Here is a 12928-nt window from a genome sequence, read left to right as displayed (position 1 = left end):
ACAAAAATGATGGAGAATGCAAACATGAAAAGATTACCGGAAGCCGTTACCACAAAATTTACCGAATTGTTTGCTGCGCTGCATAGCGCCACGGATGATTTAAAAATGGCAGGCGCTGAAGCCTGTTTAATCGGCGATTTTTCGCAAGTCGCCGCCCTCAATGATTCATGCCTCAAGTTGCAAGCATTAGAATCGAACATCAAAGCCGCCGTGAATAATTTTGACGCAAAATATACTGCGCGGACGGTGGAGAAAACGGGTTTTCACAAAAAGGATAGTAATCGCACCCGAAAACAAGGCGGGCGTTTACGCGTAACAGTGGCTGGCAGAGTCATAGAACAGAACACCATTGCCGAAACCTTTGTGGAAACATTGAAGGCTTTCGGACTGGAGCGGGTGGCGAAGCTGGGTAAGACAGTCACCTCGATTCCACTGATCGCCAGAACACCGACCAATGGCGACTACCAAGCGCAAAGGCGTTGCGATGGCTGGTTCATAACCACCCACGTCAACAAAGTATCAGCGACCACGGTGTTGGAAGAAATCGCGAAAGCATTGAATATGCCGGTGAAAGTCGAATGTATTGAACGGTGATCTGCAAGGACAGCCGTTGGTTTGATAAACAACGGCAACACCAAGCTTATAGGCAATCAACGATCCGATGATTGCCGTAAGCACACGAACCCAAAAAAAAGCACAAAACCAAAGGCCGAGACCATGACCGAACAAAACACCTTGTCAATTTCTGAACTGCAACAACAATCCAACAACGGCAATCCAAGACAGAAACAGGAAGATTTAAAAGCCTGGATGTTTATCCATAAAATGAAACAAGCGAATGATGGCGATGTACAGGCACAGATTGATTTGGCCTGTTGCTATAGCAGCTATCTTTTATGGCGGCTTTCAGAGATCACTCAGATGGGTTATGAGAAAGCTAGTGCTTTGGATGATTTGCTGAGGGGGATGAACAAAAGTCGAGAGCGTGCATTTGAATGGCTCAAAAAATCTGCTGGATTAAACTGTGACGAGGCTCAATATTTGTTAGGCCATTGTGACTTGCAAAGTGACAATGCATTACAAAATGATGCGCTTGCAGTTGAATGGTTAAAAAAAGCGGCTGAACAAAACTGTGTCGAAGCCCAATACTTGTTGAGCGATTATTACTTGCAAAGTAAAGCCGTTGAACATAACAACACGCTTGCGTTTGAATGGTTAAAAAAAGCTGCCGAACAAAACTATGCCAAGGCTCAGTACGGGATGGCTTATTGTTACCTAACAGGTGAGATTGTTGAGCAAAACGAAGCACTGGCATTTGCATGGTTTAAATCAGCTTTTGAACAACAAAAACAACAGGAACTACAAAATCAGCAGGCGGATTTTCTGTATTGGTTGGCTTGTTGTTCCTTTGAAGGCAACAATATAGTACAAGACGAAACACTTGCGTTTGAATGCTTCAAAAAGACGGCTGGGCAGGGCATTACTGAAGTTGAATACCGGTTAGCTCATTGCTACTTTGAAGGCAAAGGTGTTGAGAAAAACTATCAGTTCGGCATGAAGTGGATAATAAGGGCAGCTAGAAAAGGTCATGTTGAGGCCAATAATTGGCTTAATAGCGCCTATCTTTCGCTAGCCATTCCGTCTTGCTTATCGGATAAAGAAGATGCCGAGCAATATTATGAATTTGCTGCCGAGTGGTGCCTTAAAGAAGTGGATGGGCATAATGCTGACGGGGCCTATTTATTGTTAGGCGTTCTTTATTATTCTGGAAAAGGCGTTGGACAAAGCGATGAACGCGCTTCGGATTATTTAAAGAAAGGACTAAATGCATGGGGTGACCTCTATCACGGTGATGCTATAAATCTGCCTGTTATCAAATCTATTCAACTCTATTTAGGGAATGGTTTGGCTCAAGGTAAATTTAAAGGTGATGTAATCTATGATAATGACGGCTGTTTTGGTGTAAACGACTATATTGCCATCAACGACTTAGATGATGCTCAGGCTTTTGTGGAAGGTCTCATATCTATGTCATCTAATGGAGATATTAAGTATGCTGACAATCATAAAGTATTTCTCATTTTGCTAAGGGTTGCTATCTACAAAAAAGCTGGAGAATATGATCTAGCAAAGGAATTCATAATAGAAGTCTTTGATAAGGATGAAAACCTGGATAAAAACTTTAAAGCGATTTGCTTGACTGGCATTGAGCAAGAGCAAGAATTAGCCGAGAAAAACAAACGCCTTGAATTAGAAATAAAAGAAAAAGAAAATGCTAACCATCGAATGCAAAAATTAGTTGAACAATTCACGCATTCTTTAGGTAATGTGATTTTTCCAGACACTATTTATCAAGTTGCTGAACGTTTAAAAAACAACCCAGAATGTCGTAAAGATGTCTTATTGCTGCATGAAGCTTATCATTCAGAAATCATCATCAAGTTACAAGGCGAATTATTACGCCAACGTTACGCAAACACAAATCCTGAAAAGTTTCGCCAGTTTATTAGAAGCTGTCGCCGAACTTCGAATGATGCCGAACAAACCAAATCCATCGAAGATGTTTTGGATTATGCGGCTAGTCGTGTAACAGCTCGATTTCTCAATCAACATTATGCGGGGCTTAACAGCATCCGCGATAACATTTTGTCCAAGAAAAATGTAAATCTTGATGCCTTAAAGCAAAAATTTGAAGATGATATTTTGCTCAACAAATCATTGCGGCCTATTGCATGGATTAACCAAAATTTGCGGCCGATTCAAATAACTGAAATAAGTCCTCTGTGGAAAAAAGTTTTCATTCTTTCAGAAAGCCATGCCGAAGCGCTATTATTCGGTTATTTTTCGGAAATTTTGTTTAATGCCTTTAAGTATGCAGACCATGATAAAAATGAATTTTTAACGTTAGTTTTTGATGAAAGAATCCTCAACGAAACAACGTATTTGTCTTGCAGCTGGGAAAACCCAGTTAAAGATAAAAGCCCATCAATGCTAGGTACAGGGAAAGGCTTGGATGCCATTCAAGAAGATTTAAAGCAACTGAACGACACCGAAAACCCGGAAGAAAGTTTATTGATTTCTCAACAAAAAAATCAATTTCAGGTAACTCTGTTTTTTAAAAAAGATTTGCTAGTAAATGAGTTACCTAGCCTTAAAATAAAAAGAAAAACCAATATGGAGTAAAAATGCTGAAAATATTATGGGTTGAAGACGAGTATACAGAGCAAAAACAAATTGCCTGGTTTAACAATAGGTCGGTTTGCGTAAAAACAAACTTTCTTGAAGCAAAAGAAGTCATTAATAATTGTTTGGCGCAATTCGATTTGATTGTGTTGGATATAAATTTAGAGAACACTGAGCATTCAAATGAAGTAAAAGAACTTGCAAAGCAATTTGATATTTCTGAGCAAAAGTTTTTGCAAGAAAGTGGAATGAATTTATTTTTATACTTGCTGGAACATGGATTTCCAAAAGAACAAATTATATTTTTAACCGCTAATGCAGATATTAATATCAGTCGGGTAGATGAACTTCGTGAAGCTTATAAACAAGATAATTATGATGTTACTGATGAAATTCTAGGAACCATCACAAATGAACTTAGGGAAGAAACAGCAATAAAATGTTCTGAGTTTATAGATAAAGAAGATATTGAAAGCTTGTGTCAATATCTTGAAATTCATTTCAATGGCTTAAATGACGGTAATTCCCCAAATACGTATAACAGATTTTGTGAGGCTTATCGACGTTGTCGCATTGAACCGCCTAAAGCTATCAATAAAAGTTTAAATGAAGCTAAGCAACATCTCAATCATTGGTTAGAAAATTACGAAAGAAACGATTATCTGATTTTGCGGCGGGGGATTATTGAAGGTTGCGGTTTTTTAAAATCCCATATTGAAAAAGACGGCGGTAATATTCAATTTAGGGACTTTATAAAAATAGAAAATAATCAGCCCGCTATTGAAATACCAAATACGGATATAAAAAATTATCTTGATGCTTTATCGCAGTTTTTAGCGATCAAACAACCGGATGACCCAAATATCCACTATCGTTTATTTTTGAGGACGCTGGTACATGAATGGGAAGAAAATATTGAAGCGAACAGCTTAAAAGAAAAATATCCACAGTTTTTCAGGAAAGATCAACCAAATTCTTTTGGAAAAATGAACGATATTTATACCTTTGCATGGCTTATGAAAATGACCCGAAACTGGGTATCCCATGCTATTTTACTTGAGCCATTAAATCCTCAGATCATCGCTTTTTTATTCTTGGTCAACATGCGAGCCATGTTCAAATTACCAAAAGCAATACAACCTTACGAAAGAATTTTGTTGCGTTGTGTTTCTTTATCACTAGCCGATAATATCAATATTGAAACTTTAAGTGGTGATATTAAGCATGCAGAAGAATGTGTTGATGACATATTAATTAGAATGAGTAATATTTCCAAAAATGAAAAAGGGGATTTTATCGTTACCTCTATTACTAAAAATAAAGAAGGTAAGTATGAAGAAAAGACAAATAAATTGAATAAATTTAAAGATAAAATTAATGAAATTTATAGGTACAACACGGGGCAAACTGACGCTGAGAAACATAACTATAAAGGCTTTTTACTGCAATATTTCTGGGTTAATCAGAAATCTGATTTAAGAAATTTAACAGCCACTTCGGATGACTTTTTACCGACATTGGCTAGACATATCTATAGCCATAGTTTTCCTCAATAGGTAATCATCATGTCCACACTTATAAAAACCGAAATACCCGATCAACTTTGGCAACAAGCGCAAAACATGGTGGAGCAAGGTTGGATTGATAACATGGATGCACTGGTTGCAGAAGCAATGCGCCGTTATATAGAGTCTCATCAGCAAACGATCAGCGAACGCTTTATTCGCGAAGATATTGACTGGGGCCTACATGGAAAAGACTAGAGCGGTCGTCATTGCCGACGCCGGGCCTATTATTCATTTGGATGAACTGAACAGCCTTGATCTTCTGGCCGATTTTGGCAAGGTTATTATTCCGGAAACAGTTTGGAATGAAGTGGACCGGCATCGTCCTCAAGCTTTGTCTTGCTTCGAAGTTAAATTGATTCGCCAACGTGCGGTACATTTCTCGGCCCAAGTCGATGCGCTGACCCCGTTTTACACTCTACATGCGGGAGAGCAGGAAGCTTTGCATTTGTGCTTTGAATTTACCAATAGCCTGCTTTTGACGGACGATACTGCCGCCCGGTTGGCCGCAAAAAATTTAGGCGTGGCGGCACATGGCACACTGGGTGTGTTGGTTCGCGCTATTCGCCAACAAACCCGCTCAAAATCGGATGTATTGGAATTGTTACGCGCTATTTCAACACGGACCACTTTACACATTCGCGCTTCTTTATTGGCAGAAGTCATTAGAGACGTAGAGAAAAATGCAAAATGAAGTTTATAAATAATGTCTGCTAATCGCATTCAAACGCTTATTTCCCATCTTCCCCGTTACGCCGAAGAAGAAGGCGATTTTTACGGTATTCCGCGCGAAGATTTAATTAACGCGCTTTGCCACCAACACCATCTTGATCGCGCGATTGCTGAAAACACTATAAGTTTAATAGAAACCCTGCTCGATACCTTGGCTGTGTTAAATACCGCCTATCTGCAAAAAGGCGAATGGTGTTTTATGTCATTCCCGGCGCAATTATTGGCTACGTCGTTATTAACGGCGCTAAGCGACAAGGAATCACGCTTTTTTGCCGATAATTTTTGGAATACGCAAGGCATCGCCGATGCTAAGAAAAACCAGCAACGCGAGGTGTTGAGTGTTGTTGAAAACAGACGCTATGAACATCATGCCAGCCATAACGCTAAACCTATCCGTTACATTTATGTGGCTTGGAGCATGATCAAACTGGATGGCAATATTTTGTTTTATCAACGCGAAGACACCCAAAAACGTTTTGATAACAAAGCCGGGGATTATGGCTTGGTCGGCGGGCGGTTGAATCAACACGATGTGCCGGGGAATATCGATATTCCCGCTTTACTCGCTGAATTACAATCAGAAAATTCCGATTTAATTAAAAAAGCCTTGCCGGAAACTTTAAAACGGGAAATACGCGAAGAAGTCGGTTTGGTTTTTGAGCAGCATTATCGTTTTAAGCCTTGGCGCAGCTTAAAGCCTTATCAACAAGTTCAAGGATCAGCGCCAAATCACGCGTTAACTGAATATTACCTGAATATTTTTCAGGTTGAATTAACGCTGGAAGGTTATTTACTTCTGCAACAGCAAATCAAACGCGATGATCGTCTGGTCTGGTTTGCCATTGATGACGTAGCAAAGGGCGAAACAACGGACGGCAAGATCGCTTATATCAAAGCCTTGGTTGATGATTTTGGCGAAGACCGTTTAGCGCTAAAAACAGAGCTGTCGGCTTTGCCGGATAGTTTTGCGGCAGGTTATTTATTTGATCCGCCAAAATACGGTTTGACGTTGCTTATAGATGCCGAAAGACCACTGTTGGCGGGTGCTTTAGGCAAGGAAAAACCGCTTGATGTGGCTTTAACGCCCAGGCAATTGAGTGTTTTATTGGGGTTGGCGGCACATTGTCGCGGTTTTGAATTCGCGACGATTGAAGAAAATATTATCTTTCACCCTTATGGCTGGATTGATGTTAAAAATAATCCAACGCTGCAAGCCGAATTAATGCAGCTGGCCGAATTATTTAAAGACACTGATTTGATTATTGAAAATCACCATGATGTGTTATTTCGCTTATCGGTCAATCCTGATGTGGTTTATTTTGATGAAACGTTGTTTACTTATTCGGTGCATAAAGCCGGTCTGACCGGCGTGAAAACAAAAATTCAGGTGAGCATTGAAAGAAAAGCCATCGCTACAGCATTAGGCACGACTCAAGTTAAAACGGAAGACTTTACATTGACGTTGGAATTTGCGCATAAATTACAGCAATTATCGGAGCAGCCATTTTCGTCAGATAACGAAGACGGCGTAAAAATCGAAGACGTTTATAAAAAAGGCTTGCATAAAGAGCCCAGATTTTTGGCGTTAGGTTTAAGGGGTTTGATACGCCGGGAAGCTGGATTTATAAGGTTTTGTTGTCGATTAGAGGTTTTATAAGTTGAAACATTCACTTTCCCCTCAAGCTAATTGACTACTGCCGTATTGACCACTGATTTTAGTCGCAAGCAATTGAGTAACGTGGGTGTTAAAATATAAAAATCAAGTTCAGGGTGAAAGTTTAAGGTTCCTATTAAGTTAAATCTAAAAAATCCCATTCGCCCTGTGCTTGTCGAAAGGTGAGGAATGCAAGTTGTTAATTTTTGCAGCTTTTGCCTTCATCTTGAACCTTATTTTCTTTTCCAGGTAACAACATAAATGAATGTAAACGCATTGTTTTCAAGATCACGGTTCACTATTGTGCTGCTGTTTTTATTGATTAATTTAGGTACTTTTGCCTTGCTCAGAGTAGTCTTGCTGATCAAACAATTGGACGACATTGACACGCCGGTTTATCAAATAGCGCTGGCTTTTCTTATTGGACTGGTTCATGACCTGGCTTTTTTCAGTTACCTGTTAATCCCCTTCGTTCTGTATTTACTGGTTCTGCCCAATCGTATTTACCAAAGCAAAATTCATAAAACAATCAGCTTTGGCGTATTTATTATCTGCTTATATGCGCTGTTTTTTATCGAGTTGTCCGAATGGACTTTCTGGGACGAGTTTGGGGTCAGGTTTAATTTTATTGCCGTCGATTACCTGATTTACACCCATGAAGTGGTCAGCAATATTATTGAATCTTATCCGTTAGGCTGGCTATTGTCGGGTATTTTAGTCATTACCGTGATTTGCTTTTTGTTGGTAAGAAGCCTGCTGTCACATACCTTTAGGGCAAATGAATCGTTTTTGTCCCGGTTAAAAATTGCCGGAATTTTACTGCTGTTGCCGGTAATAAGCTACGCCTCAATAGGGTCGTCATGGTATCAGTTTTCTAATAATACCTATCTTAATGAACTGGCTACCAACGGGCCTTATCAGTTCTTCTCGGCATTTAGAAATAACGAGCTGGATTACCGGCACTTTTACAAGGTGGGCGATGATCAGCAGCTATCCGCTGTCATCAAAAAACAACTGGGAGTCGAAAATTCATCCGATGATTTATATGACATCAAGCGCATGATTAAAGCGGCAGGCGAAGAAAAACGCCTGAATATTATTTTAATTACTGTCGAAAGTTTAAGTGCCGAATATTTAGCTACCTTTGGTAATAAAGAGAACATCACGCCGTTTATGGATGAATGGTTTAAAGAGGGTTTATTGTTTACCAATTTCTACGCAACCGGCACCCGTACCGTCAGAGGCCTTGAATCCCTAACCTTGTCCATTCCGCCCACACCCGGTCAGGCCATCGTCAAACGACCCGATAACGGCAATTTATTCAGCTTTGGCAGGGTCTTGCAGCAAAAAGGCTACGATACTGCGTTTTTATACGGCGGCCGGGGTTATTTTGACAATATGAATGCGTTTTATTCCGGCAACGGTTACCGCATCGTCGATCAAACCGATTTCAGCGAAGAGGAAAAAACCTTTACCAATGCCTGGGGCGTTTCCGATGACATCATTTTTAACCGCACCCTAAAAGAAGCCGACAAGGATCATCAACATAACCAGCCGTTCTTCTTTCAGATCATGACCACCAGCAATCATCGTCCTTACAGCTATCCTGAAGGCAAGATTGACATTCCTTCGGGCAACGGTCGGCAAGGTGCGGTTAAATATACCGATTATGCGATACATCAATTTATCGAGCAGGCCAAAACCAAACCTTGGTTTGATAATACCGTGTTTGTGATGGTTGCCGATCATTGCGCCGGTAGTGCGCGCAAAATCGAGTTGCCTGTGGACAAATACCATATCCCCTTGTTTATCTATGCGCCCAAACATGTGCCGGCAATAACAAACGACATCGTGTCCAGCCAGATTGATGTGGCTCCAACCGTGCTTGGTTTTTTAAACCTCAGCTATGAAAGCCAGTTTTATGGCCGCGATATTATGCAGATGCGCAAAGACGAGGGCAGGGCATTGATTAGTAATTACCAGAAATTGGGCTTGTTTAAAGACAATAAATTGGTGTATCTGTCGCCCCAGCAAAAAGTTGATGTGATTGACGATCCTTTAGGGGCTTACAAACAGCTGGATATGAATGCCGCCGCCTCGTTGGTTACCGAAAACATGGCTTATTACCAGTCGGCGGATTATATTTGGTCGCATCGCTTGAGTCGGTATTAGTAACAATATGAAAGTACATCTGCCACATACCTAAGGAATCAAATCCAAATAACGTGAACACGCGATAAATTGTAGGGACGACCGGCCGGTCGCCCCTTGCGCAAAGGCATGAGTTATTTAATTTTTCATTCCTTAGTAGCCGTTGAAATTGAGGATTACACAACAGCCGTTGCGCAAAATTGCTGCCAGCGCCACAAGTCGGCACACATCTCATTCAGGCCGCGCGTCGCCACCCAGCCGAGTTCTTTTTCGGCCAACTCGGTATTAGCGTAACAAGTTGCAATGTCGCCCGCTCGTCTGTCCACAATGTTATAGGGGACAGACTGCCCGGTCTCCTTTTCAAAGGCGGCAATCATTTCCAGCACGCTGTAGCCCCGCCCGGTACCGAGGTTATAGGTAAAAACGCCCGGTGCTCGGCTGATCTTTTCCAGGGCTTTTTTATGACCGTTGGCCAGATCGACGACATGAATATAATCTCGCACGCCAGTGCCGTCAGGGGTTGGCCAATTATTGCCATAGACCGAAAGTACGCTCAGTTTTCCTGCGGCCACTTGCGACAGATACGGCATCAGATTATTGGGAGTACCGTTTGGATCCTCGCCGATTATGCCGCTGTTATGGGAACCTATCGGGTTGAAATAGCGCAGTAGTGCGATATGCCAACGCGCATCGGATACAAACAGATCGCGCAGAATTTCCTCGTTCATCAGCTTCGATCTGCCGTAAGGATTGGTTGCTGAAAGCGGGAAATCTTCGCTGATCGGCACGCTGGCCGGATCGCCATAAACCGTGGCGGACGAACTGAACACCAACTGGAATACGCCGAACTCCGCCATCACCTGGCACAAGGCCAAAGTACTGCCGATATTGTTGTCGTAATACTGCAAGGGCTGTTGGACTGATTCGCCTACTGCCTTAAGTCCAGCGAAATGAATTACCGCATCAATCTTATGTGTTGAAAAAATACCACGCAATGCCGACTGATCGCGCACATCCGCCTGCACCAGCGCGGGTTGCTTGCCGGTAATGGTCGCGACTCTATCGACTACGCTGGCTTTGCTGTTAAGCAGGTTGTCAACGATTATGACTTCATAACCCGAGCTTAATAATTCCACACAAGTATGGCTACCGATAAAACCCGCGCCGCCAGTTACCAAAATTTTCATGCTGTGCCTCGTCTATTATTTTTACGCAGGGTGCTTTTCTCTTGAACCTCATGAAGGTCTCAAGCCTCTACCCTAATTAGGAAATTTTATAAAACAATTCTGATTGCTTGAACTTAAAAACCAGTCCAAAGCGGTAATAAATGCAGTTCATCGACTGCCTAATAATTTTTAGACTGTGATAGCGTGTGTACCTAAACAACTTTTACGCTACTCTCATTATTTTGTGTAGCAGGTGCCCCGCTAAAATTGCTGGTATCAAGTATCGTCGATACATATGATTCATAGAGGGTTACGTAACCCTATTACGCAGTCTTGTGTGGGGTGAAAGAACCGATTATCGCAATCAAAGCGGAAATTAGGATTAAGGGTATGGGATAGTGGATTGCTCCGATAATGCAAATGCTTAAAAGTAGGAAATAAGTTTAGCACTAGATGGCAAAGAAAACTTACAAAAACTCACGATTGTCGTAATTCCGTTGGACAATCCGGCCAGGATTGCCGAGCACCAGACAGTGGTGAGGGACATCCTGAGTAACCACGGCCCCGGCACCGATAGTAGTGCCATCCCCCACGCGGACATCCGTGCATATTTGTGCATGGGCTCCAATCCATACTTCTTCGCCAATTACCAGCCCTCCATCCGTAGTCTTGGTCGATCCCAGCTTGACCAACTGCTGAATGTTGCAGCGAGGCCCAATAGAGCAATTTCTTACCTCAATGCCTCCGAAATGATTTATATACAAGCCGGGCGCGATATTCGCGCTTTGATCCAGGTCGATACCATAAGCCTTGTTTATACAAATCGATAATAGCCAGTAAATCGGGTAAAAGAGCGCAGTAACAATCCAGCCGCAGCGGTGTTTGCGAATGCTTGTCAACCAGCGACCAAGGCGGTATACCATTAGCGCCCGAAGCCCGTAATTAATCCAGAACGAATGTAGGACATCAATTGGGCCGAGTTTTTTTGTGCAATGATGCACGCGTATTATGTCGGCACGAATATTCTCGAACATTTAAGTGTCTCGTATTGCGGTTACATATTGCACTGCATCCGTATCTGGATGGCTGCGTAACTTGGCATTATCAAAGTTTTGCCATACCAGCCGTGCGGGGTTGCCCTGCATGATTACGTTGGCGGGGACGCTCTTGGTAAGTACGGTGCCGGGTAGTAGTGTTGCGCCGTCACCGATAGTGATTGCGCCATAGATGACGCAATCAGAGCCGACCCAGACATTGCGGCCAATTTTCGGGCGTCCCCGCCCTCTTTTAGTATGACTCATGCCGACAGTAATTCGCGTACCTATTATAGTCCCGCCACCTGTTTTTTTGGCTCCGAAGGTGATATGCCCTTGATCGGAAAAGAAAACACCGCCTTCAATTTCACAGTCATTGCAAATTTCACTTTTAGTGTTGATCTTCGTCGCCAACTTCAGCAAACCAAGGGGAATCAAGATAACATGCCAAAGCCACCGGCGTTCGCCGTCATTGTTACGCTTTACATGTATCCAGTGGGCGATGCGATGGATCAGCAGCAATTGCAAACCAGGGGAAGTTACCAGCAGCCATAAGCGAGAAGCCCAGTTCATGGGACGATCTGGCCAGCGCCGTCGATGGGCAATGTCGATGTCCATCGATACCCGACTCACTTTGGTGTCTGCTTGGCCGGGAGTGAGTCGATAAGACTCAGCAAGGCGTTGGCTACCAACTCCTGTCCGCGCTCATTGAGATGACCGCCATCATCGGTAAGCTCAGGACACAGCGCCTCTACCGCTTTGCCCTCTACGTCTACCGTGCAGAGTTTGCCTGTCGATTCGGCCTCGATTCGGGCTAGGTCGAACAAACGGCCTGTAGCAAGAAAGCGCTCACGAAGCCGTGTGTTGAATTCCGCACGCCTGGCATTATCGAGATACCCTCTGGGTTGCTTGCCCATGAGTCGTTTGGTCCAAGCCTTTGGCCCAGTTTGCACGGCCATCAGAGGCGCGGTAACGGCTACGAAGCTTGTATCAGGATGCCTCTGGGCCAAGGATTCCAGGCTAGCAATGTAGCTGTCTGCCACCTGTCGTGCATCGGTAGTTGCATCGAAGTCGACATAGCACAACTTCATCAAAGCCGCATCGGCTCCTTGGGCGGCACCGGCGTCAATGGCGGCGGCGAAATCCTGGATTTTGGACATCGGGTCACCGTTTTTGCCGATAGTAAAGTGGCTAATACCTGTCAATACGGGTGCTGTGCGCTGCTCTTGGATATTGATTTTGATGCCTTGCCGGGCGGCCAAACGTTCTAGGCCGTTGAGAATATTCCAGCCGACCGACTGGTGACCGAATACCACGCGCTTTTTTTCCAGCGCTTGCCATTCCGATGCACTAATTTTTTGTGATGTTTCCGCCATTGATGTTTCCTCCTGTTTTGATTCTGCATATCCCGGTAGTGCCTGCATTATTAATGCCGCCAGCAAC

11 protein-coding genes are annotated in these 12928 nt (G+C 43.1%); 7 read left to right on the top strand and 4 right to left on the bottom strand.

Annotated elements, in window-relative coordinates; translation table 11 throughout:
- The first annotated feature begins 24 nt into the window (after nt 1–24).
- The 7 genes from ABXJ76_RS13720 to ABXJ76_RS13690 all read left to right on the top strand — a co-directional run bounded on the left by ABXJ76_RS13720 (nt 25) and on the right by ABXJ76_RS13690 (nt 9306).
- Nucleotides 25–594 carry a hypothetical protein gene (locus ABXJ76_RS13720; RefSeq protein ID WP_432741289.1) on the top strand — a complete coding sequence of 190 codons (570 nt, stop codon included), beginning with the start codon at nt 25–27 and terminating at the stop codon, nt 592–594.
- A 123-nt stretch (nt 595–717) separates the two neighbouring features.
- Entirely contained in the window at nt 718–3183 is a 2466-nt protein-coding gene (locus ABXJ76_RS13715) for a tetratricopeptide repeat protein (RefSeq protein ID WP_432741288.1), read from the top strand.
- A gap of 2 nt (nt 3184–3185) precedes the next feature.
- Nucleotides 3186–4739 (top strand): hypothetical protein, encoded by a 1554-nt coding sequence (locus ABXJ76_RS13710; protein ID WP_432741287.1) that lies wholly within the window; start codon nt 3186–3188, stop codon nt 4737–4739.
- A gap of 9 nt (nt 4740–4748) precedes the next feature.
- Nucleotides 4749–4946: a CopG family transcriptional regulator gene (locus ABXJ76_RS13705; protein WP_305267406.1), complete on the top strand. Its 198-nt coding sequence runs from the start codon at nt 4749–4751 to the stop codon at nt 4944–4946.
- Nucleotides 4933–5442, top strand: a complete 510-nt coding sequence (locus tag ABXJ76_RS13700; RefSeq protein ID WP_432741285.1) for a DNA-binding protein — start codon at nt 4933–4935, stop codon at nt 5440–5442. Before ABXJ76_RS13705 ends, ABXJ76_RS13700 begins: the two co-directional genes overlap by 14 nt.
- 12 nt (nt 5443–5454) lie before the next feature.
- Complete coding sequence (locus ABXJ76_RS13695; protein ID WP_432741284.1) at nt 5455–7137, top strand: NUDIX domain-containing protein; 1683 nt, start codon at nt 5455–5457, stop codon at nt 7135–7137.
- 258 nt (nt 7138–7395) lie between these two features.
- Nucleotides 7396–9306, top strand: a complete 1911-nt coding sequence (locus tag ABXJ76_RS13690) for an LTA synthase family protein (RefSeq protein ID WP_432741282.1) — start codon at nt 7396–7398, stop codon at nt 9304–9306.
- Nucleotides 9307–9461: 155 nt separating this feature from the next.
- On the opposite strand, the gene galE is transcribed toward ABXJ76_RS13690, so the two are convergent.
- The 4 genes from galE to ABXJ76_RS13670 all read right to left on the bottom strand — a co-directional run bounded on the left by galE (nt 9462) and on the right by ABXJ76_RS13670 (nt 12861).
- Complete coding sequence (gene galE, locus ABXJ76_RS13685; RefSeq protein WP_432741280.1) at nt 9462–10472, bottom strand: UDP-glucose 4-epimerase GalE; 1011 nt, start codon at nt 10470–10472, stop codon at nt 9462–9464.
- A gap of 446 nt (nt 10473–10918) precedes the next feature.
- Nucleotides 10919–11485 carry a serine O-acetyltransferase gene (locus ABXJ76_RS13680; RefSeq protein ID WP_432741278.1) on the bottom strand — a complete coding sequence of 189 codons (567 nt, stop codon included), beginning with the start codon at nt 11483–11485 and terminating at the stop codon, nt 10919–10921.
- Nucleotides 11486–12118: a serine O-acetyltransferase gene (locus ABXJ76_RS13675; protein ID WP_432741276.1), complete on the bottom strand. Its 633-nt coding sequence runs from the start codon at nt 12116–12118 to the stop codon at nt 11486–11488.
- The gene (locus ABXJ76_RS13670) at nt 12115–12861 is read right to left on the bottom strand and encodes a hypothetical protein (RefSeq protein WP_432741274.1); all 747 of its coding nucleotides are present in this window, start codon (nt 12859–12861) and stop codon (nt 12115–12117) included. Before ABXJ76_RS13670 ends, ABXJ76_RS13675 begins: the two co-directional genes overlap by 4 nt.
- Nucleotides 12862–12928 lie beyond the last annotated feature (67 nt).

This window comes from Methylobacter arcticus (assembly GCF_050917435.1).
GTDB lineage: Bacteria > Pseudomonadota > Gammaproteobacteria > Methylococcales > Methylomonadaceae > Methylobacter_A > Methylobacter_A titanis.
Note: the sequence above shows the minus strand (reverse complement) of the source record. Positions and strands in the feature narration are given on the sequence as shown.